This is a genomic window from Candidatus Defluviilinea gracilis, assembly GCF_057138825.1.
This window is the reverse complement of sequence record NZ_DBNHEF010000021.1, coordinates 42,791-69,243: the sequence shown is the minus strand read 5'-3', so window position 1 is coordinate 69,243 and position 26,453 is coordinate 42,791. Positions and strand designations below refer to the sequence as shown.

Sequence of the window (26,453 nt, the reverse complement as noted above, 5' to 3'; positions counted from 1 at the left end):
GAGGATGCCTCCTTTCGGATAATGGGCAGATTATACAGCAAAAGAATGATTAGTAAACGGGCAAAGGCATGCCCAACCCGTTTAACGCTACTTGAGAGGGGTTTTTATGCCACAACCCGGGAACTTTTGTACCGCATTGCGGGCATTTTCCTTCGCCTGTAATACGGTACTCCTGAATGATATAACCCCGTCGCTTCACGAGTTTAGAGTTGCACGCCGGGCAAAACGTATCTTCATACTCCCCAACCTGTCCCGGCAGATTCCCCGCGTACACGAATCGCAGACCCGCTTCGCGCCCGATGTCTGCCGCGCGCAAAAGAGTCTTCGCGTCGGTGTTATCGGGGTCGGTCATTTTATAATCTTTATGGAACGCGGTCACATGCCAGGGGATATCCTTTGAAACGCCCGCGATGAATCGCGCCGCCTCCCACAACTCTTCATTCGAATCGTTGAAGCCTGGAATTGTCAGAGTCACGATCTCCACCCATACACCCGAATCATGCGCGCGTTTAATTCCATCCAGCGTGTTTTGCAGGACGCCGCCCAGTTTGCGATAATTTTTATCTTGCATACATTTCAAGTCCACTTTGTAGGCTGAGATATACGGGCGGATGTAGTCCATCACCTCGGGCGTGTTGTTTCCATTCGAGACGTACGCGCACATCAATCCCGCCTTCTTCGCTTCTTTGAAGATCTCCACCGCCCATTCGCTTGTTATTAACGGCTCGTTGTATGAAGAGACAACAATCGAAGCGTTTGTTTTTCTCGCGTAATCAACCATTTCTTGCGGCGAAATCTCCCGAATGTAATTCACCGAAACATCCGAAGACGGGTCGCGCATGGCTTGGGAGGTCAGCCAGTTTTGACAATTCGACACAAGGAGGAAATTCGCCAGATAGTTATGCTCTCCATCCACTTCCATGTTGAACACATCACCTTTTAGCGGCTCTTTTTCTATCCCAATCAAAGGAATGAGATAGAAGTCATCAGTTTCGATAATCTTACATTCGGTATTATCGTTCTGGATATAAGCCGTGAATGAAGAAGCATCCAAATAATCCCGAAGGGATGGCAGGATTCTAACTGGCATTCGCATCTGAATCCCTAATCCCGAAGGGATGACATGCTCCTCCGCGGTATGCCACCCCTGACGGGGTTGAGACACTGCGTTCAAACTATCCTCTACAACCTTTACATCCCTTCGGGATTGGTATCGGATATATTCCATTGCATCAACAGACTCTAAAAAGGAAAATTGAAATCTTCTTGGCACAACCAGATAGTGATTGCATGTCAATTCTTTCGCCTGAATCATATAGGGTTTTTTATTCTGATCGTCAGTGGCATACACCCGATGATCAGGCGTACAGCGAAGCGCAGGCAGGTAATACGGTGTGATCCGAACCAGATCGCCCTGATATGAATGGCGGAACACGCCTCTCACATCGCGCAAACCGCCAGACGAAGTAATTGCCTTCAAGCCAGCAGGAAACGAAATCTCTCCATCGGGCTGTTTAATTCTCTTTTCGCCTAATTCAAAAGCAGATTGCAACTCAATCGGTCCTCGATTCGTAATGACCATCGTTTCCCCCGTAAAACAATACCCGCAGTGATAATCGCAACCCAACATCCCAAACGTCAACGCGTTGACGCTGGGTAGCACATGAAAGAACGGCTTCTTCTCAACGGGGTCGCTTTGAAGGGCGGCAACGTATCCATGCGGCACGCGCAGTTCCCCGTCGCGATTGAAGCGCACCTGACAAATCCCCCGCTTGCCCTCGCGGATCACACAGCGATGCCCGCATGCGAAACAGCGTAATTCCTTGTTGGGCAATTTTTCATACAACTCCCCCGTCACGGTCAGCGTATCCAATAACTCGCCGATTGAACTCGTCATCACAGCCTCGTCACGTATAATACACCCATGCTCACCGTTTGTATACAGGCTGGCGGCGCGTCCTCGCGCATGGGCGAAGACAAAGCGCTAAAACTTTTTCTCGGACGCCCTCTCATCCAACGTGTCGTAGATCGACTCGAACCGATGGCAGATGAACTCATCGTGACGACGAATCGCCCCGACGATTTTTCTTTCCTTGGGTTGCGCCTCTTTCCCGACGTGATGCCGGGTCGCGGCGCCCTCGGCGGACTCTACACCGCAATCTCCTCCGCCGCACATCCGCTGGTTGCAGTCGTCGCCTGCGACATGCCCTTTGCCAGCGCGAACCTCATCGAAGCCGCCCTCAAAATCATGGATGACGAAAACGCGGACGTGGTTATTGCCCAAGGGGAAGAAGGCTACGAGCCGCTTCACGCGCTCTATCGCCGCGAGACCTGCCTGCCAGCCATTGAATCCGCCATCCACGCCGATCAGTGGAGAGTGATCGCATGGTTCCCGCGCGTGAAGGTCAGGGTATTGACCCCCGAAGAAATCAAATCCGCCGACCCTGCCGGCCTCGCCTTTTGGAACGTGAACACGCCCGAAGAATTTGCGCGGGCTGAAGAACTGGCTACCTCACAATCAGCACCGGGCAGGGAGCGTGACTGACCACTTTCTGGCTGACGCTTCCCAGTACCAAACCCGCCAAACGTCCCAGTCCGCGCGAACCCATTACGATCAGGTCGCATTTGCGAGTCTCGGCGATCTTGATGATCGCTTCTGCCGGATCGCCTGCAATGGTCTCCGTTGAAACCGTGGACGGAACCTCTCCGACCGTTTTCACCGCGCTTTGTAAAATTTTCTCCGTTTCATCGAGGCGGGCATTGAGAATGACTTGAAAGTCTGGGTCGCCCAGAAGCGGCGGAACAGAATCGTATACAACGACGATCCGCAGGTCGGCGGAATTCATGGAACGAGCCAGTTGAGATGCCGTTTGCGCGGCATTGAGCGAATGCTCCGAACCGTCTACAGCCAGCAGGATATGGTTAAACATGACGCCTCCTTTTCGTGGTGTACAATTAAATTGTACATAACCAACGTTTGAATCTGATCAGAGGAGCATAAAGATGTCATTCGATGTCAATCTTGTCCGCCGGCAGTTCCCCGCGCTCGACCGACCCGCGATTTTTCTCGACAACCCGGGCGGGACCCAGATCGCGCAACCATCCCTTGACCGTATCAACCGTTACTTGATCGAGAGCAATGCCAATCACGAAGGCGCGTTTGCCACAAGTATCGCCTCCGATGCGGTGTTGGACGAGGCGCATCGCGCCATGGCTGATTTTTACAATGCGGCATCGGATCAGGAAATTGTCTTTGGCAATAATATGACCACCATCACCCTCCATCTCAGCCGCTCTCTCTCGCGCGAGTGGAAGGAAGGCGATGAGATCGTCGTCACCCGCCTGGACCACGACGCCAACGTAACGCCCTGGGTGTTGGCGGCGCAAGATCGCGGAGTCAACGTCAATTGGGTGAACTTTGACGTGGAAGAAGGCACCCTCAACCTGGATGAGGCGCAGAAAGCGCTTGCCCGAAAACCCAAACTGTTTGCGGTTGGCTACGCCTCGAACTCACTGGGCACGATCAATCCGGTGAAGAAGCTGATCGACATGGCGCATGAAGCCGGCGCGGTCGTGTATATCGACGCGGTCCAATACGCGCCGCACGGTCCCATTGATGTGCAACAGTTGGATTGCGATTTCCTGATCTCTTCCGCCTATAAATTTTTCGGCACTCATGCGGGCATCTTATATGGGAAGCGCGATTTGCTGGAAAACCTCTTCGCCTACAAAGTGCGCCCCGCCACCAATCACCTTCCGGGAAAATTTGAAACCGGTACCCAAAACCACGAAGGCATTGCCGGGGTCTTGGGCGCGATCGAATACTTCGAATGGGTTGGCAGGGAATTTGGCGGCGAGTTCGAGGCGGGTCTTGCTAAAGACAAGTATCACGGACGCCGGCTGGAACTCAAGAAGGCAATGTCAGCCATTCATGCGTATGAGATCGAACTGAGCAGGGCGCTTCTCTCCGCCCTCAATGCTGTGCCCGGATTGCGGCTCTACGGGTTGAATGACGAGCGCCGGTTGGATGAGCGCGTCGCCACATTTTCCTTCCGCTTGAAGGATATGCATCCGCGCGTGGTGGCGGAAAAACTCGCCCAGCAGGGAATTTTTGTATGGGATGGGAATTACTATGCCCTCAACGTCTCTGAACGGCTTGGCGTGGAAGAACAGGGCGGAATGGTGCGGGTGGGCGCCGCTCATTACAACACATTGGATGAAGTTGCCCGGCTCAAAGACGCCTTGCTCGAGATCGCCTCAACTTAAGCGCCGCAAGAGTTACCTTGCCTGTAACACTTCCATCAAACAAGATTCGATTTCGGCTTGCGTGGGGATTCCCTCCAGCCCAACGCGCGTAACGGAATGAGAAGCGAGCAGTGTGGCAAAGCGCGCCGCTTCCCATGGGTCGCGCGTTCTTAACAAACGGATAAAAAACGCCGTTGCAAACACATCGCCCGCGCCGGTCGCATCCACTTCTTTTACTTCGGGCGCGCGGAAGCGGCGGCGGTCGCCGTTCCAATACAAGACGCATCCCTCCGCGCCTTCGGTGACCGCCAGCATCCGCGTTTGATGCGCCATCTGTTCGATGAGTTCGTGGTCGCCGTTCACATCCTCGCGGCTGACGACCACCGCGTTTGCTTTTTGTAAAACGGATTCCGAATTCAACCATTCACTGCGCGAGACGCGTCCGTCTGCCTCCCAGCCTCTCATCCATCCTTGCGGAGTGACGCCGAGTAATGCGGGCGAAAACACTTCGGGCAAGGGCAGATCCATTTCATTGGCAATCGGCGCGAGATGAACGATCGAAGCCTTGCGCCATAAGGGTGGAACCGCATCAAAGCCGATGCTTGAGGCTTGCGCGCGCACATATTGAACGCGCCCCCGATCGGTGTACATATTTTCAAAGGTTGTGCTGTGCGGGGATTCAATTGAAATGATAGGAATTCCATCCAACGCGCCGAGCGGGGTTTCTTTGCCAGCCGCGGTAACGATGCCCGCCTTCATCCCCAAGGCGCGCGCCGTCAACGCGGAGTAGGCAACGGTCCCGCCGAGCCTCGCTCCATTCGCCGTTAGATCATGCGCCACATGACCCACCGCAAGATATTCCACCGCTTCGAGTGAATCGAGATTGGGCATGGGCGGATTATACCGTGAGAGTTAAACAAAACTTTCTACTGTCCTCTTTCACGAAGAAAGTAGAAAGTAGAAAGTAGAAAGATATGCCTGTCTTGCCGCGCAGACGTGACGCGCTATTCGTGTTTCGGAACGATCGTCACTTTGCGGTGAGGCTCCACGCCGGCGCTTTCGGTTTTTACATCGGGGTGATCGCGCAGAGCAATGTGGATGATGCGCCGCTCGCCGGAGGGCATGGGTTCGAGCGATTGCTTCTTCCCGTTTTTGGCAACCTGGTCTGCCATGCGCATCGCCATCTGGATCAATTGCTTTTCGCGGCGGTTGCGATACCCTTCTACATCCACCGACAACTGCACCCATTCGCCCACTTCTTTACCGACCACCAGCGAGGCGATGTATTGAAAGGCGTTCAACGTCTCTGAATGACGCCCGATCAGCACGCTCAGGTCTTCGCCGCGAATATCCACGTGAATGTTGCGCCGCCCGTCGCGGTCGCGCTCATTGTAATGCGCCGAGATTTGAGCCTCGAGATTCATTAAATGGATCAACTTTGAAATAGCGGCTTCGGTCTTATCGAGCACGACATCATGTTCGATCTCGTCCTGCGATTTTTCAACAGGCTGGGATTCTACCGGCTGGACTGGGGCAGGCGTCCCCTGCGGTTGAACCGCGCGCGACTTCGCTTCTGTCGCCCGTTTGGCTGGCTCTTCCGTAGCCGCCGGCGTCTCGCCTTCGGGGATCACCGTCAACTTGACCCGCACTTGCGTTTTGCCCAACCCGAACAACCCTTTTGTGCCGGCATCCAACACCTCGATGCTGACACGGTCTGCGGTGAGACCCAGTTGCGCCAACCCTTGCGCGAGGGCTTCCTCGACAGTGGGTGCGATGATCTCGAGTGTGGTTCTTTCGTTCATGCCCGCCTCCTTGAAGTTAGGATTTTTGCCCGCCGGGGAGCAGGTTGCGCCAGTTCACTTTGCCCATTAAGGCATATTGCACGATGCTCAAGATATTGCTGGCGACAAAATAGATGGAAAGCCCGGAGGCATAGTTGTACGAGAATAGAAATAACATGACCGGCATATAGATGCTCATCATGCGCGCCGTCGCGGCAGATTGGTCGCCGGGGTTCGAGGAGACCGGCATGGTGAGTTTGCTCTGAATGTAAGTGGTGAGCGCCACAGTGAGCGCCAGAATCGGAATGCCCACCCCAAAAATGACGGTGCGTTCGGGCAAGCCGAGGTCGATCCACAAGAATTTGCTGTTGAGCGGCACCAGCGAAGCCACATCCTGAAACGAGTACAAACTATTCGAAAGTTTGAGAATGCTCAACGGCGTGGAACCGATCGCGTAGGTGATGCTTGGGATGAGGGCGAACAGGATCGGGAATTGAATGAGGGTGGGGAGGCAGGAACCGAACGGGTTGATGCCTTTTTCACGGTAGATGCGCATCTGTTCCTGCGCGAGTTTTTCGCGGTCTTTGGCGTATTTCTTCTGAATGGCGAGCCAGTCCTTGTCGTTCTGCATATCTTGCATGGCTTTGGCGCCTTTCATCTGCTGGGCGTTGAGGGGCCAGGTGACGAGGCGGATCAAGACCGTGAGCAGGATGATGGCAATGCCGAAGTTTTTACCGACAAAGGTGTAGATGAAGATCAAAATATTTACGACGAAGTTGATCACCGCGCTGAAATTGGTGAACGCCAATACGAGTATGGCGATGACCGCGATGGTTTTCAACGATTCGGTGGCGAAGCCCTGCGGGAGTTCGGGTCGTTGCGCCTGGGTTTGATTACCGGTGTTTTTCATGGGTCGGTTGCTCTTACTTTCCTGAGAAGGTCCATTTCTCGTCGCTTTCGGCATCGAGGGCTACGAGATAATAATCCGATTCCAAATAGGCGACAAGCACAAAGTCGCCTGCCACAACAGGGGTGGTGTAAGCCTTGCCTTTGTCGGCAGGCTTGTACCATTCCTCAAAATCGCCATCGGCATTGAAGGAATAAACGCCGCCCGATTCGGTGGCGACCAGAACTTGGTCGCCGTACACCAGCGGGCTGGCGGTAATGGCGGAGTCGGGTTGCGCTTCCCAGTTGAGCGCGCCGCTCGCGGTGTTGAAGGAATAGACATACCCTTCCACATCGCCAAAATACAAAGTATCTCCGCTGGCAACCGGGGTTCCCCAGATCCAGCCTTTGGTATTCAACACCGGTTCGTGCGCGCCGGTGACCGGGTCGAAGCGTTCCAGTTGTTTGGCGAGCGAACCCACGTACAACATCCCGTCTGCTCCGAGCGCCGCGCCGCCGGGCACCGCGCCGCCGAGGTCTTCGTGCCAGAGGATTTCATACGTTTCGAGATCGATGGCGATCACGCTTTTATCCAGCGAGGTGACGAAGATACGCTCGCCGTCTGTGACCGGTTGCGCCCACAAGCGCGCTTCCTCCTTGGCTGATTCGGATACCGTGATCGCTTCGATGGCTTGTTTTTCAGATTTGCCGTCTGCCAGGTCTAGCACATATACCTTGCCGTCCGAGTTTGGCGCGAACAGGCGGTCGCCGATGGCAAGCGGCGGGGCGATCCATAATCCCTTCACGGCTGAAAACTTCCATTTGATATTGGGGGTCTGCTTTTCCAGATCAATATCGTTCGGGTCTAACGCATACATAATGTGCTTGCTGCTCGAATCGAGCACGATCACCAGCCCATCGTCGGTGACCACCGGGTTGGTAATGTACATGTTTGGGCTTTTCCCGAACGAAAAAATTCCACCGGAACTTTCACCAGAGAACTTCCATAATTGCTTTCCGCTTTTCGCGTCCACCGCATAGACCGTGTTGGTATTTGCCAAATACGCCACGTCGCCGCTGGCAGATAAACCGGGCCATGCCACGGCTCCTGTGCACCCGCTCAGAAAAACAGCCGCGAGCAGGATGATAGAGATGAATACAAATTTCTTTCTCATGAATGATCGATACTCCTATGGGACGGGGTCGTATCCCCCGGGATTGAACGGGTTACATCGTAACACGCGCCAGGTTGCCATGCCCAAACCTTTGAATGCGCCGTATTTATAGATTGCCTGATAACCGTAATGCGAGCAAGATGGATAGAACCGGCAGGTGTTTGCCGGCATCCCTTTTGAGATGGTCATTTGGTAAAGCCGGATCACTGATAACAATCCGAGACGCGGCAAGTTCCAGATCGTGCGCGGCATATCGCGCAGACGCGGCTCGTGCGAATAATCATGTAAATGAAATTCAGGATTCATGCGGGGGTGAGATCAAGCGCGCGCGTTGCAACAGGTTGAGCAAGGCGGAGCGTGTGTCTGCAAGGGTGGCGGAGGCTAACCCCGAACGGGCGATTAGGATCAAATCGGCGTGAAGGGCAAGGCTTGGGGTCAGCGTGCGCATCGCTTCGCGCAAGAGCCGCTTTGCCCGGTTGCGTCGCACAGCCGTGCCGGCCGATCGCCCCGCCGCGACCCCGATTCGCAAATTGCCTTGCTGTTTTTTTTCGACAATCAAAACGACAAGCGGGTGGGCATAAGACTTGCCGGAACGCCGCACCCGCTTGAAATCTTCAGACCGGGTCAGACGAAATTTTCTCTGCACCCACAGCCTCCACGCGCTTTCTGCCGCCTACCAGCGGACTTTTTTCACGTGGTTGTTGGCGGTCTTGGTCAACTGCGCGCGACCACGCAAGCGGCGGCGCTTGAGCACGGCGCGTCCATCTGCCGTAGCCATGCGCTTGCGAAAGCCATGCACGCGCACGCGGCGGCGAATTTTCGGTTGGTACGTACGTTTGGTCATTCTTCGTTCCTCGTTTCAAAAATAATGGCTGTCGCTTTCAAAGCGGCACGACATTATACCGTAGGGCTTCCGATTCGGTCAATTTGGAATCGGCGGGAGATTCCTTGGTGGATTTCCCACCGCTTCCTTCGCAGGGGAGGCTTGGTTCGCCGCCTATTCTTTTTTGTTCCCATTGCGGACCGGGTAGACCGGGTGCGCGAGTATTTCCGCGAGTTTTTGCGCGCCCTCCGGGCTGGCAACCGCGATGATCTCGTCGTTTTCCTGCAAGGCGCTGTCGCCGCGCGGCAAGGTCATCACACCGTCGCGGATGATCGCCGCGATCACGCAATGCTCCGCCAACGCCAAATCTTTGAGCGCAACGCCAATGGCTTTTGCCCCTGGCGGCACTTTTTCCTCCACCACCGAATAATGTCCGCGGCGGATCTTGAAGAGCGTCATCATGTCGCCCAGCGACATTTCTTCCTGGATCAAATGCGCCAGCACATCCGCCGAGTTCAACGCCACATCCACCTTGAATGTGTCGTTGAACAGCCAGGCGTTCACCGGGTTGTTCACGCGCGCAATCGTGCGCGGCACCTCGAACATGGTCTTGACGACAAAACACATGGCAAGGTTGGTCGCGTCTTCGCTGGTGACCGCGGCAACCACATGCGCTTCTCGCGCGCCTGCCGCCTCGAGCACGCCGGGGTCTACCGCGTTCCCTTCATAGATCACCTCGGTGGGCAGTTCCTGGTGCAGGTGCGTGAGCAACTCGCGCCGATGCTCGATGAGACGGACTTTGTAATTTTGATTCACTAATAAACTGGCGAGGCGCGTGCCCGTGCGCCCGCCGCCGGCGATCAATACGAACATGTTACGCCTCCGCCTTTCCGGTGAGTAATGCCGACAACGCGCCAATCCCTTCGAACGTGGAACTGACGTTGAGCAGGTCGCCGGTTTGAAGGGTTGTGCCCATCTCCGGCAAGGATGCTCTGCCGGCGCGCGAAAGCGCCACAGGGTAGCATTGCTTCAGCGAAGACAGCAAATCTCCAACCGTTTTACCGTTCCATAATTCGGGAATGATGATCTCGTACACTTCCACCTCGCCGTTGCCAGCGGAATAGACCGCGCGGTGCGAAGGGTTCATCAATAATTCCTCCACGCGTTGCGCGCCCCAATACGTGGAACCCACCGTATGCAACCCAAACGCTTCGATGACCGAGCGCAGGTTCGGGTCGTAATTGCGCGCCACCACGTTGGGTACTTTGTAGAAGGCGCGCGCGGTATGAGCCACAACCGCATTCAGGGTGTCTGAATTCGTTACAGCGGCAAGCCCATCGGCTTCTTGAATGCCGGCGCGTTCGAGCACGCTTTCCGCCAAACCTTCGCCTTCGAGCGTGCGTCCGCGAAAATCGGGATGGAGGCGGTTGAAGGCTTCTCGGCGGCTATCCACCACTACGACCTGATGGCCGCTCGTGAACAGGTGATAACACAGTTCCGCGCCGACGCGGCCGCATCCCACAACGATAAATTTCATGATCGATTACTCCTTCTCTTCCTTGTAAACTTGATAAGGAACGTCGGTGACGATGACGTTATGTTTTGATAATAATTCCTGCCGCAGAAGGTCCGCGGTGCGCATGTGTAACGCATTATGCCAGCGCTTTGATGGAATGAACTCGGGCACAACCACGGTGATGGTCTCGTTCGCCTGGCGGCGTTCCAAAATATCCTCGATATAATCGAGCAGGGGTTCGACGAAAAGCCGAAAGGGAGAATCAAGGATGACCAATCTCGTCCCTTCGCCCCAGAGCTTCCATTTCTTCTGCACCTTTTCCGTCTCTGCCGGATCGATGGAAACATGGATGGCGGTCACATCGTCGGATAATAACTTTGCGTAACGCAGGGCTTCCAGCGTTCCTTGATGGACACTGCTCACCGGCATGATCACGCGGTGACGCGACTGGCGGCGCGGCAAACCGCCGAACTTATCGAGGGAAAGATATTTTGCCAGTTCTTTATAATGGCGATGGATGGTAAAGAAGATGGTCACCAGTAAGGGGATGAGGATCAATACGATCCACGCGCCCTCGCGGAATTTCGTCACGGCAAATACGATCATCACTACGGCGGTGCAGACGGCGCCGAACCCGTTGATGAACATTTTGTGCCGCCAGCCTGCCTCGTATTTGAGGGTTGAGCCTTGTTCAACGATCTCTTCGCCTTCTTTTAATCGTCCGATCTTCCACCAACGCCTCGCCATGCCAGATTGCGACAAGGTGAATGAGAGAAACACGCCGATGGCATACAGCGGAATTAATAAAGTGACGCTGGCTTTGAACAGGATGATCAGAATGGAGGCAATGACCGAAAGGGTGACGATCCCATTCGAATACACGAGGCGGCTTCCGCGAAACGTGAGTTGACGCGGCAAGAAACCGTCGCCGGCGGCGAGCGCGCTCAAACGCGGAAAATCTGCAAACGCCGTATTTGCCGCCATGAGCAAGATCACGGTTGTAGCCGCCATCGTGCCAAGATACATGAGTCCGCGCCCATCATAGACGGTGCGTGTGAGTTGAGAGATGATCGTTTCCTCTTCGGAGAACACGCCGCCGATCTGACCGGTGAGAAAGGAAATGCTGAGGAATAGCGCGCCAAGGATGATCGACATCCAGATCAAAGTGATGCCCGCGTTCCGACTGCGGGGTTCCTTGAACGCGGTAATGCCGTTCGAGATGGCTTCCACCCCGGTGAGCGCGGTTGTGCCGTTGGCGAACGCGTGCAACAACAGAAACGCGGTGACCGGCGCCAGCGTGTGTATCAGATGAACTTCGGGGGGATCGATCACAGTTCCCAACGAGCCGTTGAAATAACGGAACAGTCCCAGTCCGGTTGTGATGAACATCATGACGACAAAGAAATAAGTTGGAATGGCGAACGCCGCGCCTGATTCTTTCACCCCTCGCAAGTTGACCAGCATGACGATAAAAACCGCCGCCACACCCAACACAACGCGATGAGCGTCGAGCGCCGGATAAGCGGATACGATCTGCGCCACGCCCGAGGAGATGGACACCGCGACGGTCAAAATGTAATCCATGAGAAGCGCCGCGCCCGCCACCTGCGCCGCAGATTCGCCCAGGTTATCCCTTGAAACGATATAGGCGCCGCCTCCACCGGGGTAGGCGTGAATCGTCTGTTCGTAGGAGATCGTGACGATCAACAAGAGGATGACGATGGCAATGGAAATGGGGAATACGAACGAAAGCGCGACCGCGCCCGCCACCGTCAGCACGCCCAGGATTTCCTGCGTGGCATAGGCGGTGGACGACAGCGCATCCGACGCGAACACTGCCAGCCCCACACGCTTACCGATAGTCTGGTGAGGCGCGTCGGCTGTGGATAACGGTCTTCCAATAAACCAATGACTTAGGGAACGCGGCGGCTGGTAGTCGCTTTGCCGCCTTAAGATTTCTGTTTGTTTTTTTTCCGGGCTTAACATGTATTTCTCTTGTCTGCCAAAAACGCCCCGCTTCAGGAGGAGCGCGATGATTATATTCTAAATCAACAAACGCGTTGGATGGCTAAGGGATTTGATAGGGGACTTCGGTGATCACCACGCCGGGGGTTTCGAGCAGTTCGCGGCGCAATAGTTCGGCGGTCTGCATATGAAGCGCGTTATGGAGTTTCGTCTCCGCCACAAAATGCGGAACAACAATGGTGATGGTTTCGTTGGGTTGGCGGCTGGATAAAATCTCATTGATATAACTCAGCAACGGCTCCACGAAGAGGCGGTAAGGCGAATCAAGGATGACGAGGCGCGTTCCGCGTCCCCATTTTGCCCATTTATGTTGCGCCTTTTCCGTGTCCTCCGGCTCCATCGAAACATGCACGGCGGTCACATCGTCCGACAACATCCGCGCATACCGCAGAGCCGCAAGCGTGCCGCGATGCACGCCGCTGATCGGCACGATCACGCGATGGCGCGCGTTATAGGGCGGCGGCTCGCCGTAATTTTCCAGCGAGAGACGGCTTGCCATATTGGCGTAGTGACGGTGAATCCACAGAAAGATCCCGATCAAAATGGGAGTGAGAATTAAGACGATCCATGCCCCGTCATGGAACTTTGTCACCGCAAATACGCCGACCACCAGCGCGGTGCAGAGCGCGCCCAATGCGTTGCTGATCATCTTGACGAACCATCTTTTGTCGTAATGCAAAGGATGCGGACGATTGTGATCTTCGGGTTGAACCGTCTTATCCAATTTCCCCGAACGCCACCAGCGCCGGGTCATGCCTGCCTGCGCCAGTGTGAACGATAGAAATACGCCAATGGCATAGAGTGGAATGAGGCGCGTTACGCTCGCTTGAAAGATGATAATGAGAATGGATGCCGCCACCCCCAACGCGATGATCCCGTATGAATAGACAAGGCGGCTTCCGCGGTAAGTCAGTTGGCGCGGCATGAACCCGTCACCGGCAAGCAGGGCGCTTAAACGTGGGAACCCGGCAAAAGCGGTATTCGCGGCAAGGATGAGAATGACGGTTGTGCCGAGAATTGCGCCTAAATACAGAATCCCCTGCCCGTTGAAGATCGTCCGGGCAAGTTGCGAGATGACGGTTTCTGTTTCAGACGGCACGGCTTGAATTTCTCTCGTGAGGAAAGAAATGCCGATGAAAAGGACGCCCAGAACACAAGCCATCCAGATCAAAGTGATGCCGGCGTTTTTACTGCGCGGTTCTTTGAAAGCCGTAATGCCGTTCGAGATGGCTTCCACGCCGGTCATGGCGGTGGTGCCGCTTGAAAAAGCATGGAGCAATAAGAACAGGCTGATCCCGGTCAGTTCATCCACGTGTTCGATCTCCGGCGGGTTGACCACCGCGCCAAGCGAACCGGTCGCCAAACGGAAAAGCCCGGTCCCGATCAAGAACAACATCATCACAATGAAGAAATAACTCGGAATGGCAAATGCCGCCCCCGATTCTCTCACGCCGCGCAGGTTGATCACCATGATCAGGACGACAAAGAATACCGACATGGCGACTCGATAATCGAACAATTGCGGGTATGCCGAAACGATCTGCGCCACACCGGAGGAAATGGACACAGAAACGGTCAGGATGTAATCGGTGAGCAATGCCGCCGCGGCAACCAGCGCCGGGATTTTCCCAAGATTATCCGAGGCGACAATGTATGCGCCGCCGCCACCGGGATAAGCGTGGATGATCTGTTCGTAGGACAGCACCACAATGGCGAGCAACGCGACGATCACAATGGAAATGGGAAAAACATAACCGAAGGCAAGCGTCCCCGCGCCGGCGAGAATAACCAGAACTTCCTGCGTGGCATAGGCGGTGGAGGATAGCGCGTCTGCCGCAAAGACTGCCAGCCCCACGCTTTTGCCGATGGTCTCATGCGCCGCGTCGGCTGTGGAGAGAGGGCGCCCTAACAAATAATGACTGAGGCTTGAAGAGGGATGTTTTGCCGTTCGGCGGATGAACTGAGTGGAGGCTGTATTTTTGTGATGGCTCATGATTGCAAAAAGAATCCCCGCGCTACGGCGAGGGTTTGCATTATACGTCTGTTTTACGAATCCGCGTTACTCTCGTGTGTCAGGGGTGCGCTAAAAGTATGTAGATGAGTTTCACTACAGCAGGAAACCCTAACCACGGAGTCACGGAAACACGGAGAAAAACAATTAAAAAAACTCCGTGACTCGGTGACTCTGTGGTTTGTCTGTTGGATTATATACAACCTTTGAGCGCTCCCTGTGTCAGAGACACGGCTTTCTTAAAGTCAAACCATGCCCTTTTTTCGTTCATGGATTTCACGGATTGGACGGATTTTCTTCCGTTTGTTACGGAGAAATCCGTGACTTCCGTGCAATCCGTGTCCAAAGAGATCGTTAACCGCGACTTTAAGAAAGCCCTGGTGTCAGAGGAGCGGCGACTTGCGTATGGGTACGCCGCAGAATCCGCAGAGCGTTAAGAGATTCTTCTCAATCGGCTCGGCGTTCTCGGTGGCAAAGATGTTTTGATCTGTCCTGGTAGCCGCTCCATTGTTTCAGGGGATCTGCAAAAAGAAAACGCTTCCCTTCCCCAGTTCGCTTTCCACCCATGCCTTGCCGCCGTGCCTCTCCGCGATGGATTTGACAATAGCCAGCCCCAGCCCGGTGCCGCGTTGCATGAGCGCGTCGCGGTTGGTGCCGCGATAGAACTTTTCGAACAAGCGTTTGCGATCCTCCTCCGAAATACCGATGCCGCTGTCTTGCACGGCGAAGATCAACGAACCGTCGGGTCGCGGATCCACATGAACGGTGACCGCGCCCCCTTCGGGAGTGTACTTGATCGCGTTTTCGACAAGGTTGTATAACGCCTGATGCAACAATGCCTGATCGGCTTCGATGGCATGGGGCAGGTCGCGTGGCAGTTCCACCCCCAGCGAGATGTTCTTCTGTTTGGCTTGCATTTGCAAGTCGCCGGTTACGCGCTCGAGGATATCGAGCACGGGGACAGTCTCCACTTGCAAGCCCACGCCAAACTCGATGCGCCCGAGGTCTAGCAGGTTGTTGACCAATTTCGCCATATTATCCACGCCCTGCACGATCATGCGCGCATAATTTTTCTGCTGGTCGTTCAAGGCGCCCGCCATTTCAAGCATGGTGGCATACCCGCGCATCAACGTGAGCGGTGAACGCAGGTCATGACTCACCGTCGCGACAAAATCCGATTTAAGCTGATCGATCTCCTTCAGTTGCGTCACATCGCGCAGAACGCACACGCGCCCGGTGATCTTCTCGTCCGCGATCATGGGCGAGGTCATGGCGAGATACGTCCTGCCATCCGGCATGGCGATCTCTGCCGAAATCTGCTCGGTGGAGGAGGCGCGCAGGATATCGTGCAACGCTTTTACCTGGATCGTCCTCTCGGTATCCGCGCGCTCACCGGGACGGATGATCACGCCTAATGCCTGACCGGCGGCCGGGTTCGCCAAAATGAGGCGGTTCGCCGCATCGGTGACGAGGATCGGGTCCGGCGTGGAATTGAGGATTGCCTCCAATTGACGACGACTGGTCTCCACCGTCATAAAGAGGCGAATCTTTGCCACCGCCAGCGCCGCCTGACTCGCCAACGTGGACATGAACTTCAGATCCGACTCGGTGAAGATGTGCTGTTTATCGTACGCCGCCCAGAGCGTTCCATAGTATCGGTTTTCATGGCGCAACGCCAGCGCGATCAACGATTCAGGGCGCGGCAGGTTCGGGTCGATGAGTAGAATGCGGTTCCCAGCCACAGTTGCCATCACCACCCGTTCCTGAGTTTCGGTGAGCGCCACGATCTGATGATCGAGGTGCATGTACACATCCTGTTCCAGTCCGTCGGCAAAGCGGTAGGGCGTATCCGGAGGGAGGAATTCACGGCTTAAAATCATGCGGGCAGAAGTGGCGCCGTTTGCCACGATGGCTTCCAGCACCGGATGCAGGGCTTCGCCCAATGTGAGGCTCGAAGCCGCCCCCCGGCTGACAACCAGCAGGCGGTTGAGTTCATCCATGCGGGCTTGCAAGCTGGCGCGCATGTGTTCGAAGGCGTTACGCAGGTCGCTGAGTTCGTCTTCACCCGAGGCGGCAAGCGGGCGGTCCAGTTTGCCGGTGGAGATGTATTTCGCTTCGGCGGCGAGGTCTTGCAGAGATGCGGTCACTGTGCGTAAACTGATACTCAACGCGATCAGGGCAATGGCGCCAAGCAGGAGGATCATCAACGCGATGGGCAGGGCGATATCGAGCGCAATCTGTTGCGCCTGCCGCGCAGGCGCTGTCACCACCACCGCCCATGGGTACCCAAACACCGGCTGGTAATACACCAATTGCCGCGCGCCATTTGGCGAGGTTTCATCGAAAAAAGTTGGAGAGTCTTTGCGCGCACCGGGATACTGGCTAAAGATCAGGTCGGTTTGCGAATGGTGAAGGATAATCCCGTGTTCATCCAGCAGAACGCCCGAGCCGTTCAATTCGGTCATCCCGTTGAGGGTGAGCGTCAGCGAGCGAAGCGTGGGATTTGTGTTGAGATCGGTGCGGGCGATGAGGGCGCGGGTAGAGTTGGGGATGCCGGCGATGAACGAGATGCGGGCGGGTCCGCCGGGGTCGGAGGGAGGAAGCGCAAGTTGTTGATTCAGAATCCCCTGCGAAAGAAGCGGGAGTCCCGCAGTTTCCCCGTCTGTCAGTTGAAAGGCTGGTTCCGCCGGGTAACTCGTCAGTGGCAAGGCTGTGGAAACATCCACCACAGCGAGCTGATTGAAAAACGCCGCCGAGCGAATAAGTTCGCCGAGAGCGGCTTGCAGTTCGCCGTCGCTTGCTTGCGCGAGGCGCGGGTCGGATGCGATTTGCGAGGAGAGGCTTTGCCCCGATTCTAAAAACTGCGGGATGGCTTGCGCGCTCAATTGCGCCGCGCTGGCGAGCCGGTCTTCGAGCAAACCGCGCGCGGCTGAGCCTGCCACCACCCACGCGCCAACGAGGAGCAAGATGAGCAGGGTTGAGATGATCGCCCCCGCGCCGGAAACAAAACGCGTCTCGATGCTCTTTTCGGCGGGCGAAGGTTGCAAGGCGCTGCGCCCGCCCCACAGCCTCGGGAACACCGTAGAGATTACCTGCGCGGCGAACCCGGCGATGAGCATTTCGATGCCGAAAGCAAAACTTGCCGCGCCCACATTGCTGAAGGCGTAGTCGAGTCGCTCCGCCGACGACGCCGACACGCTGGTGACCGCGCCGACGATAAACAAGAGCGCGTGGATCAGGGTGAGAATAAAAACGTTGAAGAGCGGCTGGCGAAGCAGGGTATAGAGCGGGGTGCGATAACGCTGGTGTGTGTTTGCCGCGAACGCCGCGCCGAGGATTCCAAATTCAATAATGGAAAAAATAGAATGCGTATCCCACACGCCGCGCAAGAGCCCGCCTAAGACGCCCAAGCCGGCTCCCGCAAAAGGACCGAGCAAGCCGCCTGCCAACGTCCACGGGATTGCGGAGAAGATCATCACGGTAGAACCGGGCGCCTGAGCCGGAATGCCAGGCACAGGTAATGCTCCGCCTGATGAGAATTCCAACCCGAGGAATAACGTTGTGATGGGCGTGAGAAACGCAAGCGCGATGAAAACCCACATATTGCGCTGTGAAATCTTCGAATGATATTTGCGCCAACTCGATAGGAGAAAGACGAGCAGTCCCGCCAGCCCAACCCAGACCAGCCACCCAGCCAGCGAGGGCGAATCGATGTATGCCAGGCGCGTCAGCAAGGTCGCAATGAACTGCATATTGAGATTATAGCGTTAATCCAATCCCTGAACAGCCATGTTACTCAGATGAAATGTAATCGTATTTCCCGCGATACTCTTTGGGAAGCAGACGCGCGATCTCCTCCATGATCTGACGAGTGCCAGCCCGGATCATCTCCGCGCGTGATGCCTGCTCCTGTATCCTGAAAGGTTTTCCCACCGTGACCGTGACCGGCGCGCGCTGGAACCATTTGCGCTCGAAGATGGATTTATTTTCAGTGCCGGTCAACGCGATGGGCACAATGAGCGCGCCAGACCTCACCGCCAGAAACGCCGCGCCTTCAGTGCCTTCTTCCAGCGCGCCGGTCAGCGATTCGCGCGCCTCGGGAGCGAGGGCGATCATGCGTCCCGCTTCCAAGCCCTCAAGCGCGGAACGAAGCGCCCTGCGGTCCGGCGAGCCGCGATGCACCCAGATGACCCCGTAAGCGCGGCCGACAAGCCCGACCCAACCATCGTTGTGCAATTCGATCTTTCCGATCGCGTCCATTGGCGCGGGAAGCGCGGCGAGGATGACCGGCGCGTCGGCGTCGCCGAGATGGTTGAACGCGAGCAACGCGGGACCTTGCCGAGGAACGTTTTCCAACCCCTTGAATGTTGGGCGCGTGACAACCCGCACAACGATTCGCGCGACAACTTGAAGCAGAACGCGGAAGATACGCCGGGCGATCGTCAGCCGCGGCAGAGAGACAAGGTCGGGTCGCCAGATCCCTGCCACCGGCTTAGGCTCATCGATGTGGTTGGTCATGGGTCTTGCACGTAATCGTACACCCCGCGATATTCTTTCGGAAGCAGGCGCGCGATCTCTTCCATGATCTGCCGCGTTCCGGCATGGATGGATTCGCGGCGGTCTGAATCGATGTTCAAGTGGAAGGGTTTGCCCATCGTCCATGTGACTTTCGCGCGGCGCCAACGTTTCATGTGCCCATACACATTGTTGTTTTCGGTGCCGGTCAACGCCAGCGGAATCAACGGCGCGCCCGATTTGAGGGCGAGGAATGCCGCGCCATCGGTGCCGGGTTCAAGCCCGCCGGTGAGCGTTTGCCGCCCTTCCGGTGCGATGGCAATGATGCGTCCCTCAGCGAGCGCGTCGAGGGCGGCTCGCAGGGCGCGGCGGTCGGGCTGTCCACGGTGGATCCAGATCACCCCGTAGGTGCGAAGCGCGGGTCCTACCAGCCAGTGGTCGTAACTGTTCTCGATCTTCCCAATGACCTCGTCGTTGTATGGGAAGGAGGCGAGGTTGAGCACCGCATCCGCGTCGCCGAGGTGGTTGAAGACGATGATGGCAGGTCCTTTTTTGGGTTTGTTCTCGCGCCCAGTATAGGTAATACTCATGATGGAATAGGCGAATGCCCTCACCAGATAGCCAAAGAGGAAACGATAGACGCGCCGCGCAAGAGTAAGGCGCGGGAGGGAAACCATTTCCGGCTTCCACACTTCTGTCACTGGTTTTGGGGGAACGTGGGTTTGATTCTCCATGGGCGTTCGGAGCCTTTGATGAGTTAAGAGATGTAGTCGTATTTTCCCCGGTATTCTTTCGGGAGCAGGCGCGCGAGTTCTTCCATGATGCGGCGCGTGCCCTCGCGGATCGTATCCTGATGGTTGGGCTGCTCCTCCAGGTGGAACGGTTTGCCCACCGTGAGCGTGACTGGGGTGCGCTTCCATTGTTTCATGTTCGCGTACGTATTTGCATTTTGGGTGCCGGTCATGGCGACCGGGACGATCGGCGCCCCCGATTTGAGCGCGAGGAAGGTTGCGCCGTCGGTGCCTTCTTCCAACCCGCCGGTCAGGGTTTGGCGCCCTTCCGGTGAGAGCGCGATGATCCGCCCTTCTTCAAACCCTTCCAATGCAACCCGCAGAGCCTTGCGGTCGGGCTTGCCGCGATGAATCCAGATATAGCCATAGGCCCGGAATAACGGTCCGACGAGCCAGTGATCGTCGCGGTTTTCGATCTTTACGATTCCCTCCATCAACTGCGGTATGACGGCAACGAGCAGGACCGCGTCCACATCCCCGGAGTGATTGAAGACCACCATGGCGGGTCCTTTTTTGGGGAAGTTCTCCAACCCTTTGATGGTGGGACGAAGGAAAAGAAAGGTGAGCAATTTCATCAGAAGCCGATAGGTATGACGAAATAGCTTCCGCGCCGGTGTGAGACGCGGCAGGACGATCAGGTCGGGCTTCCAGACTTCGGTTACGGGTTTGGGCGGTTGAGCGGATTGTTCCTGCATAGTGACCTCGATCTTGCGGCGTTGTTGTTTTCGCGCGATACCCCATGACGCGATTGGCGCAATTTTGTCTCACTATTCTGATTAACCTTAATGGCTAACTTTATGCCATGTCATGCGGAGTCCTTCGACATGCTCAGGATAAACTCTGCGAAGCATCTCTATGACTCAAATAGAGACCCTTCGCTGGCGCTCAGGGTGACATCTTGCAAGGGAATTCAGGTTAACCTGGATCAAGTGGGTTCGTGAAACACTTTCTCACTTGCACAATGCCAATACTTTTTCAAACACTTCGTCCGCGTCCATCGAATCCGAATCGATGGTTACGGCATCCTCGGCGGCTCTCAGCGGGGCGACATCACGCGTGGAGTCGATGCGATCGCGCTCGATCACCTTTGCGAGAATTTCTTCGTACTCCGCCGCGCCGCCGCGCAAGAGAATTTCATGATATCGCCTGGTGGCGCGTTGCTGGGCGGTGGCATCGAGATAGATCTTCAAATCCGCTTCGGGCAGGACCACCGTGCCGATATCGCGCCCTACCATGACGATCTTTCCGCGCAAGCCGATGCGCCGTTGTTGCGCGGAGAGCGCGCGCCGCACGCCGGGGTATGCGGCAACGACCGACACATGCGCCTCCACCTCTTTCGCGCGAGTTTCCCATGTGATGTCTCTTCCTTCCACGAGAACATCGCACGCGCGTCCATCCGACGTGGAGGCTGGCGCCACATCGATGGGAATTTTTTCCGCCAGGGTGGCGACCGCATTCTCTTCGTTAATATTCATTCCTCGATTCAGCGCGAGCCACGTGACGGCGCGATACATTACGCCGGTGTCGAAGAATAAATATCCGAGCGCGTGAGCGAGCCGCAACCCGAGAGTCGATTTACCGGAGGCGGCGGGCCCGTCTATGGCGATGATGTTGGGGATCATGGCTGTCCGCTTGAGCGCGCATCGGGGAAGAGATCGTCGCGCGCCCACAGGATGATGGTCTCGCTTTCCGCGGGCAGTGTGCGGAAGACGATCCACGAGAGCCAGTCTATGCTTCGCGCGATCTTCCATTGCGGCTGGGCGCGCCACGTGAAATCCTGTCCGCGATAGGCGGCGGGAAGTCCGGGGTTATCCATGACCGGGGTGATGAAAAGCGGAGGGGAGGTTTGCGGATCGAGCGCGGAGACAACTTTCACCGAATGGTTCCGCAAAACCCATGCGAGGGCGGGGGAATCGATTCCCACGACGAGCACAGGCTGAGACTGGTCATGACCGAGGCTGAATTCCGAGATGTCTTTGACGCTGGCGAGAAGCAAGTCCGCTTGGACCGGTTTCGAGTCGGTCATCCATAACTCGAATCCGTCGGGGTAGCGTAGTCCGCTGGCGCCCCATGCCGTGGCAAGCGTATATAAACCGATATAGGCGGTGAGCGCGATCGTTGCGCCGAGCCGGGCAATGCGGGCAGACCAACCGAGCGCAACGAGAGCGATGCACACGAGCAGGATGGCGAATGAACTGATCAACACAGCCAGCGGCGGGTTGTCCACCGTGCCGACGAGGGGTAGGGTGGCGGGTTGGCTAACCGGGTTGAGCGCCAGATTCGAGACGGTGAACGAGATGTAAATCAGCAGGATGAGGATGGCAAGCGTTACGATGCCAACTTCGGAATATTCCGCGCGACGGATCTCAAAAGCGCGCGAGAGTTCCGATGCGGCGAGGGCGAGCAATGGGATGATCACCCACGCCAGCGCGGCGGGCTGGCGGTAAAACACGGCAAGCAGAAGCGCTGTGCCGAGCCAGATGATCAGGCGTTTGGCGCGTTTTCCGTTGGCGCGCGCGGCGCGGAAGATGGCAAGCGCGGCAAGAAGGATCCCCAGTAGCTCGTAGAACAGAATGGTGAGAATCATGCGCGAAGGCGCGACTCCTTCCCACGCAACCCAGCCTTTGAGATACGCTGGGAGGGAGGCGAGCGCGGCGCTTAATCCATTCGGCGCGAGGAAGAAGAGTGTGCCGCAGAGGAGGAGGGTGGCGAGGAAGGAAACGAGAAGTTGAGGATTAGAGAATTGAGATTGGAGACTGGAGATTGGAGACTGGGGATTGGGGGCTGGGGACTCGAGAATTGGAGGATTGGAGGATTGCGGTTGGAGATTGGATGCTTCGACGGACTCAGCACGGCGGACTGGAGATTCGGATGTTGGGGATTCGAGAATTAGAGATTCCGGGCTGTCGGTGGTTTTGGGTTTCATGCCGCGGATGAAAAGGTGCGTGATGCCGAGGGTGAGCAAGCCTGCCCAAAGTGATGGACCGGAGAGAAGCGCGAGACCGGCGAAGATGCCGGTGGGGATGAGTCGTTTTTGATTCCACATCCCCCATGCGAAGAGCAGGAACGTCACCGCGAGCATTGTCCCATTTGCCTGCCGCGACAGGGCGACGAGTCCGGGGTCGAAGACGAAGAGGAAAGCGAGGATCAACGCCGGGCGCGGATGAATCTTTTCACGGAAAAAGTATGGAGCAAAGACCAACATGCTCCCCGCCAGCGCCGGGAGGAAACGCGCGAGGAAGTTCGCGCTTTCCATGATGGCGAACAAAACAGCGGTGAAAAGAATGTATGCGGACTGCGGCGCAAGCAGGGGTGATTCGCCGCGCGCGAGGGCGAGGGATTGCAGGGCGAGTGTTGCTTCTGAGTCGGTGAGCGGCGACGCGCCGAGCGCGATGAATCGCAGGGCGAGGGCGATGAGAAAAGCCAGCCCGTACAGCCAGCCTTCGTGTTTGAGGGAGGGGGAATTCATGGGCGCAATTTTACTCTGTATGTTTTGTCGTTGCGAGGAGGAGCGCAGAAAACGCAGATTTTTCTTCTATATCAGCGTTTTTCTGCGTCTCGATTGCTAAACCGAACTCACGTTAGTTGCATGTCGTATGATGATAAAAGGTTGCTTCGTCAGCCACTCGCCGTTTAAGGCTCGGGCTTCCTCGCAACGACATGTGTATCACGGCGCTTCGTAGATCGTCACATTCCCTTGTTGGAACACAATCTTAAATAGGCTGTTGAATTTGCCCTCATCGACCGGATACGTGCTTCGTTCGAGTCCGCCGATGTAGATGTAGCGGATGTTGTACTTTGCGACGATGTCTTGCGCGGTAAGTCCATCCGGCGTGGTGTAGAGGGTTTCGATGTCCTGGCGGCGATTGCCTTGTAGAGATTGATCGCGCCATTGACCTTCGTGATTGTCCCAGCCTAGAACGGTCGGCAAGCCGGTGTAGTTGGCGATGCGGGCGTAGGAGGAGTATGCGCCTCCCACCGCCTCGGCAACCACGCCATCTGGAGCGGATTGCAACCAGCGCATCGCCGCAGCTTCATCCGGGTTCTCCGCCCTGACCCGCTCGAAATCATCGAGGGTATACCCGAAGAATGGCGGCTTGAAGTTGTTCGTTCTGTTTGCAAACCCAAGCGCGGGATACGTAAGCCCGACGATCAAGATCAATGTAAACACAACCGAGAACGCGCTCTTTGCCCTGCCCTGCAAATTCTGAAGCAAGACAGCCGTGCCATAGGCTGCGGCGAGGGAGAGCGCCATCCATGCCTGGAAATAGAATTTAAAAATGGTGTTGATGCGATATCCAAAATTATCGCGCAAGTAAACAAACTCAGGACCAAGGATCAACAACAACCCGAGGAAGAGCAGCAATAATGCAAATGTGTGCGATGACGGACGTTCCTCTGTGGGTGTACTGTTTTCGACGCGTTCATTAGTCAACAAGTACGATACCGTGGGAATCATCAACGCCAGCAATGTGACGAGACTCCCGATATATGCCAGCCGCCGCATCATGCTCGCGGCGACGAATCCGCTTGCGCCGCCAGCCTGCGATGCGATCAGTGGGTCGATCAGATCGGGACGGGCACGCAAAGCAATCGCCCCCACCGCAAACATGGCGAGGAATAACACGAACACAATTCCAAATGAAACTTTTAGCCCGGCGCTCCAGTTTGCGGACCCGGTCGAACGGCGATACAACAGGAATGCGAACAATGGAATAAAGAGCGTCCCCCACATCACCCACAATTGCGCGCCGCGCGTGGGATACATGAACGAAGGCAGGATTCCGCCCGCCTGTGAATCGAACCCGATGAAGAATGGGAGATACAACACGTACGCGACGATCAGCATGGGGATGCCCAGAATGAACAGGTCTTCGAGTCTTTCCCAGCCCCAACCTGCTTCACGCGCCCGAGCCAGCACATACGTGAAGAGCATTAACGCGCTCGTGACGAGAATATCCCACGTGTTGAGGAAGGCAAGCCCGCCGATAAGCAGGGAAAGGATCAAGAACCCTGTCTTGCTCATGTGTAGTCGCGCGAAATAAAATCCCGTTGTCCCTTTGAAGCCGCCGAAGAAAAGGTTTAACGCGACAGCCACCGCAAGCAGAACGAATGGCATCGCCAGAATATGCGGATGTAGATCGCCGAGGAGGAACGAAAAAGCGGGAAACTCGCTGATCACATCGCCGGTGGGATTATTTTGCAGATCGGAATCCATGATCACGCGCGAGGCGCGCCACCACCACCAGAAGCGGTCGGGAATCCATTGGAGAGGCTGGGCGGGCGCGTCGCGCAGTTCCGGGATGTCGAGCCATGTCCAGAAGTTGGCTCCGCTCGTCCAGAACAACCCGCGCCGGTGGAGGACTTCGAGGAAGCCTTCGACGTTACTCACCAAAAGTAAAAAAAGCGGTGCAAGCAAAGGAGAGAAGAAAGAAGAAAGAGGGTTGCCTGACCTTTGACCCTTCGACAAACTCAGGGCAACGCTTTCAACCTTCGACTTTTGACCATAAGCCAACAGGTTATACAAAACCCCATACGCGCCGACGGCGGAGAGGGCGAAGATGAGCGCGGTCATCAAGTTGAACGCGGCGGTGGCGGGCGCGCCGGTGAAGGTCGCCAGCATGGAAGTCATCACATAGCCGAAGTAGTAATACGAAATGGAATATCCCGAAAGCCACAGATCGCGCGGAGGAAAGGTCGGCGAGTTCATGATGCCGTTGATCATCATCAATTCCATCGGCTTTTCGGTGCCGAGGATCTCCGGACTCGTCGAACGGATGAACGCCATGAGGGCGAAGGCGAGGAGGAAGAGAAGTTCGGTTGTGATGATGAGGGGACGGTTGGATTTGAGGAAGGAGAGAATTGGAGAATTAGAGATTGGTAATTGGTAATTGGTCATTGCCCATACGCTCAAACTGGCAAGGATGAGCAACCCCAGCAACAATCCGCCGATGTCGTTTTGCGCGACGCGGAACGAGGCGAGCAACCAGAAGGCGTAGCCCCAGATCAACAAACCGAACGCGCGCGCGAGGGTGTAGCCGCGATCTTTCAACGCGGGGAAGATATGATACGCGAGGGGAAAGGTCAGCCAGCCGAGGAGGGTGGAGAGGAGGTACCAGAGGAGGAAGGAAAGCATTTCGATTTACGATTTTTGATTGACGATTTGCGATTGGCGAGTGACGATTTATAAATGGAGTGTCACCCTCCCAAAAAACATCGGGACGATGTGAGGTGCGTTTTCCAGCGACCGAATGGTCTGCGTGCTAGCGAGGAGATTGCTTCGCTTCGCTCGCAATGACGGAATGAAATTAGAGATTACCCGGCGGGACGAAGACATCGTCCGCGTTGCGTTCCATGTCCAGTGTTTTGAGGACGGCTTCGTGGTTGATGGGACCGTACACGTGCGGGAACTTGTCGCTGGCGGGAACGCCCGGAGGCGGACCGCCGGAAGGCTTTTCCCATTTCACTTCTGGTTTGAGTTTTGTTTCGTCGATCACGAGGATCGTCAATTTACGGCGAGCCGGGAAAAAATCCATCGCCACCGGAACAAGTTGCGATTGGGTCGAGCAGTGGATGAAGCCCTCTTTGTCGAGGCTCTTGGCTGTGTAGGGTCCCGTTGCCAGCGCGTATCTCCAGTTTTTGCGAAAGGTGAGGTGGTAGATCATAGCGGCTCCTGTTCTTCATTT

The 26,453-nt window shown here is 56.1% G+C and carries 23 protein-coding genes; 2 read left to right on the top strand and 21 right to left on the bottom strand.

Translation table 11 applies throughout. The features are described 5' to 3' along the window. Positions 1 to 49: 49 nt before the first annotated feature. Entirely contained in the window at positions 50 to 1,897 is a 1,848-nt protein-coding gene (locus AC16KF_RS02635; RefSeq protein WP_484035736.1) for a radical SAM protein, read from the bottom strand. 27 nt (positions 1,898 to 1,924) lie between these two features. Here AC16KF_RS02635 and mobA point away from each other — a divergent pair, with 27 nt between their 5' ends. After that, positions 1,925 to 2,545 carry a molybdenum cofactor guanylyltransferase gene (gene mobA / locus AC16KF_RS02630; protein WP_484035735.1) on the top strand — a complete coding sequence of 207 codons (621 nt, stop codon included), beginning with the start codon at positions 1,925 to 1,927 and terminating at the stop codon, positions 2,543 to 2,545. Here the strand turns inward: mobA and AC16KF_RS02625 are convergent. Next, on the bottom strand, positions 2,508 to 2,930 hold the full coding sequence (locus AC16KF_RS02625) for a universal stress protein (RefSeq protein WP_484035734.1): 423 nt from the start codon (positions 2,928 to 2,930) through the stop codon (positions 2,508 to 2,510). The two genes, mobA and AC16KF_RS02625, sit on opposite strands and share 38 nt — an antisense overlap. A 73-nt stretch (positions 2,931 to 3,003) precedes the next feature. Between AC16KF_RS02625 and AC16KF_RS02620 the strand changes: the two genes are divergently transcribed. Further along, on the top strand, positions 3,004 to 4,266 hold the full coding sequence (locus tag AC16KF_RS02620; RefSeq protein ID WP_484035733.1) for a cysteine desulfurase-like protein: 1,263 nt from the start codon (positions 3,004 to 3,006) through the stop codon (positions 4,264 to 4,266). 12 nt (positions 4,267 to 4,278) lie between these two features. Here AC16KF_RS02620 and AC16KF_RS02615 read toward each other — a convergent pair whose 3' ends face one another. From AC16KF_RS02615 to AC16KF_RS02525, 19 genes are all read right to left on the bottom strand, one after another. Next, positions 4,279 to 5,136, bottom strand: a complete 858-nt coding sequence (locus AC16KF_RS02615; RefSeq protein WP_484035732.1) for a PfkB family carbohydrate kinase — start codon at positions 5,134 to 5,136, stop codon at positions 4,279 to 4,281. Positions 5,137 to 5,249: 113 nt separating this feature from the next. Next, entirely contained in the window at positions 5,250 to 6,047 is a 798-nt protein-coding gene (gene jag, locus AC16KF_RS02610; protein ID WP_484035731.1) for an RNA-binding cell elongation regulator Jag/EloR, read from the bottom strand. Positions 6,048 to 6,063: 16 nt separating this feature from the next. Then, on the bottom strand, positions 6,064 to 6,936 hold the full coding sequence (locus AC16KF_RS02605) for a YidC/Oxa1 family membrane protein insertase (RefSeq protein WP_484035730.1): 873 nt from the start codon (positions 6,934 to 6,936) through the stop codon (positions 6,064 to 6,066). Between the two features lie 13 nt (positions 6,937 to 6,949). Then, on the bottom strand, positions 6,950 to 8,086 hold the full coding sequence (locus AC16KF_RS02600) for an outer membrane protein assembly factor BamB family protein (RefSeq protein ID WP_484035729.1): 1,137 nt from the start codon (positions 8,084 to 8,086) through the stop codon (positions 6,950 to 6,952). 15 nt (positions 8,087 to 8,101) lie between these two features. Next, positions 8,102 to 8,392 (bottom strand): membrane protein insertion efficiency factor YidD, encoded by a 291-nt coding sequence (gene yidD / locus AC16KF_RS02595; protein ID WP_484035728.1) that lies wholly within the window; start codon positions 8,390 to 8,392, stop codon positions 8,102 to 8,104. Beyond that, positions 8,382 to 8,732, bottom strand: coding sequence for a ribonuclease P protein component (rnpA, locus tag AC16KF_RS02590; RefSeq protein ID WP_484035727.1), 351 nt, complete (start codon positions 8,730 to 8,732; stop codon positions 8,382 to 8,384). Before rnpA ends, yidD begins: the two co-directional genes overlap by 11 nt. 27 nt (positions 8,733 to 8,759) lie before the next feature. Continuing rightward, entirely contained in the window at positions 8,760 to 8,930 is a 171-nt protein-coding gene (rpmH, locus tag AC16KF_RS02585; RefSeq protein ID WP_484035726.1) for a 50S ribosomal protein L34, read from the bottom strand. 153 nt (positions 8,931 to 9,083) lie between these two features. Then, entirely contained in the window at positions 9,084 to 9,782 is a 699-nt protein-coding gene (locus tag AC16KF_RS02580) for a potassium channel family protein (protein ID WP_484035725.1), read from the bottom strand. Between the two features lies 1 nt (position 9,783). Then, positions 9,784 to 10,446 (bottom strand): potassium channel family protein, encoded by a 663-nt coding sequence (locus AC16KF_RS02575; protein WP_484035724.1) that lies wholly within the window; start codon positions 10,444 to 10,446, stop codon positions 9,784 to 9,786. A 6-nt stretch (positions 10,447 to 10,452) separates the two neighbouring features. Further along, complete coding sequence (locus AC16KF_RS02570) at positions 10,453 to 12,411, bottom strand: APC family permease (RefSeq protein WP_484035723.1); 1,959 nt, start codon at positions 12,409 to 12,411, stop codon at positions 10,453 to 10,455. Between the two features lie 82 nt (positions 12,412 to 12,493). Then, on the bottom strand, positions 12,494 to 14,443 hold the full coding sequence (locus tag AC16KF_RS02565; protein WP_484035722.1) for an APC family permease: 1,950 nt from the start codon (positions 14,441 to 14,443) through the stop codon (positions 12,494 to 12,496). 530 nt (positions 14,444 to 14,973) lie between these two features. Continuing rightward, positions 14,974 to 18,213 carry an ATP-binding protein gene (locus tag AC16KF_RS02560; RefSeq protein WP_484035721.1) on the bottom strand — a complete coding sequence of 1,080 codons (3,240 nt, stop codon included), beginning with the start codon at positions 18,211 to 18,213 and terminating at the stop codon, positions 14,974 to 14,976. 40 nt (positions 18,214 to 18,253) lie between these two features. Then, positions 18,254 to 18,979, bottom strand: a complete 726-nt coding sequence (locus AC16KF_RS02555; protein ID WP_484035720.1) for a lysophospholipid acyltransferase family protein — start codon at positions 18,977 to 18,979, stop codon at positions 18,254 to 18,256. Beyond that, complete coding sequence (locus AC16KF_RS02550) at positions 18,976 to 19,710, bottom strand: lysophospholipid acyltransferase family protein (protein WP_484035719.1); 735 nt, start codon at positions 19,708 to 19,710, stop codon at positions 18,976 to 18,978. Before AC16KF_RS02550 ends, AC16KF_RS02555 begins: the two co-directional genes overlap by 4 nt. A gap of 23 nt (positions 19,711 to 19,733) precedes the next feature. Then, positions 19,734 to 20,462: a lysophospholipid acyltransferase family protein gene (locus AC16KF_RS02545; protein ID WP_484035718.1), complete on the bottom strand. Its 729-nt coding sequence runs from the start codon at positions 20,460 to 20,462 to the stop codon at positions 19,734 to 19,736. Between the two features lie 255 nt (positions 20,463 to 20,717). Continuing rightward, complete coding sequence (gene cmk, locus AC16KF_RS02540; protein WP_484035717.1) at positions 20,718 to 21,389, bottom strand: (d)CMP kinase; 672 nt, start codon at positions 21,387 to 21,389, stop codon at positions 20,718 to 20,720. Then, positions 21,386 to 23,236: a hypothetical protein gene (locus AC16KF_RS02535; protein WP_484035716.1), complete on the bottom strand. Its 1,851-nt coding sequence runs from the start codon at positions 23,234 to 23,236 to the stop codon at positions 21,386 to 21,388. Before AC16KF_RS02535 ends, cmk begins: the two co-directional genes overlap by 4 nt. Before the next feature lie 198 nt (positions 23,237 to 23,434). Beyond that, a complete protein-coding gene (locus AC16KF_RS02530; RefSeq protein ID WP_484035715.1) occupies positions 23,435 to 25,903 on the bottom strand; it encodes a DUF2298 domain-containing protein in 2,469 nt (822 codons plus the stop codon). A gap of 172 nt (positions 25,904 to 26,075) precedes the next feature. Continuing rightward, complete coding sequence (locus tag AC16KF_RS02525; RefSeq protein WP_484035714.1) at positions 26,076 to 26,432, bottom strand: DUF952 domain-containing protein; 357 nt, start codon at positions 26,430 to 26,432, stop codon at positions 26,076 to 26,078. Positions 26,433 to 26,453: the final 21 nt, after the last annotated feature.

Bases quoted from the DNA above. Each gene is read 5' to 3' on its own strand.
- AC16KF_RS02525 (WP_484035714.1), bottom strand. From the start codon at position 26,432: ATGATCTACCACCTCACCTTTCGCAAAAACTGGAGATACGCGCTGGCA.
- AC16KF_RS02555 (WP_484035720.1), bottom strand. From the start codon at position 18,979: ATGACCAACCACATCGATGAGCCTAAGCCGGTGGCAGGGATCTGGCGA.
- AC16KF_RS02565 (WP_484035722.1), bottom strand. From the start codon at position 14,443: ATGAGCCATCACAAAAATACAGCCTCCACTCAGTTCATCCGCCGAACG.
- AC16KF_RS02625 (WP_484035734.1), bottom strand. From the start codon at position 2,930: ATGTTTAACCATATCCTGCTGGCTGTAGACGGTTCGGAGCATTCGCTC.
- yidD (WP_484035728.1), bottom strand. From the start codon at position 8,392: ATGAATCCTGAATTTCATTTACATGATTATTCGCACGAGCCGCGTCTG.
- AC16KF_RS02535 (WP_484035716.1), bottom strand. From the start codon at position 23,236: ATGAATTCCCCCTCCCTCAAACACGAAGGCTGGCTGTACGGGCTGGCT.
- AC16KF_RS02620 (WP_484035733.1), top strand. From the start codon at position 3,004: ATGTCATTCGATGTCAATCTTGTCCGCCGGCAGTTCCCCGCGCTCGAC.
- AC16KF_RS02600 (WP_484035729.1), bottom strand. From the start codon at position 8,086: ATGAGAAAGAAATTTGTATTCATCTCTATCATCCTGCTCGCGGCTGTT.
- rpmH (WP_484035726.1), bottom strand. From the start codon at position 8,930: ATGACCAAACGTACGTACCAACCGAAAATTCGCCGCCGCGTGCGCGTG.
- AC16KF_RS02570 (WP_484035723.1), bottom strand. From the start codon at position 12,411: ATGTTAAGCCCGGAAAAAAAACAAACAGAAATCTTAAGGCGGCAAAGC.
- AC16KF_RS02605 (WP_484035730.1), bottom strand. From the start codon at position 6,936: ATGAAAAACACCGGTAATCAAACCCAGGCGCAACGACCCGAACTCCCG.
- AC16KF_RS02550 (WP_484035719.1), bottom strand. From the start codon at position 19,710: ATGGAGAATCAAACCCACGTTCCCCCAAAACCAGTGACAGAAGTGTGG.
- AC16KF_RS02545 (WP_484035718.1), bottom strand. From the start codon at position 20,462: ATGCAGGAACAATCCGCTCAACCGCCCAAACCCGTAACCGAAGTCTGG.
- AC16KF_RS02580 (WP_484035725.1), bottom strand. From the start codon at position 9,782: ATGTTCGTATTGATCGCCGGCGGCGGGCGCACGGGCACGCGCCTCGCC.
- AC16KF_RS02615 (WP_484035732.1), bottom strand. From the start codon at position 5,136: ATGCCCAATCTCGATTCACTCGAAGCGGTGGAATATCTTGCGGTGGGT.
- jag (WP_484035731.1), bottom strand. From the start codon at position 6,047: ATGAACGAAAGAACCACACTCGAGATCATCGCACCCACTGTCGAGGAA.
- AC16KF_RS02560 (WP_484035721.1), bottom strand. From the start codon at position 18,213: ATGCAGTTCATTGCGACCTTGCTGACGCGCCTGGCATACATCGATTCG.
- cmk (WP_484035717.1), bottom strand. From the start codon at position 21,389: ATGATCCCCAACATCATCGCCATAGACGGGCCCGCCGCCTCCGGTAAA.
- AC16KF_RS02530 (WP_484035715.1), bottom strand. From the start codon at position 25,903: ATGCTTTCCTTCCTCCTCTGGTACCTCCTCTCCACCCTCCTCGGCTGG.
- AC16KF_RS02635 (WP_484035736.1), bottom strand. From the start codon at position 1,897: ATGACGAGTTCAATCGGCGAGTTATTGGATACGCTGACCGTGACGGGG.
- mobA (WP_484035735.1), top strand. From the start codon at position 1,925: ATGCTCACCGTTTGTATACAGGCTGGCGGCGCGTCCTCGCGCATGGGC.
- AC16KF_RS02575 (WP_484035724.1), bottom strand. From the start codon at position 10,446: ATGAAATTTATCGTTGTGGGATGCGGCCGCGTCGGCGCGGAACTGTGT.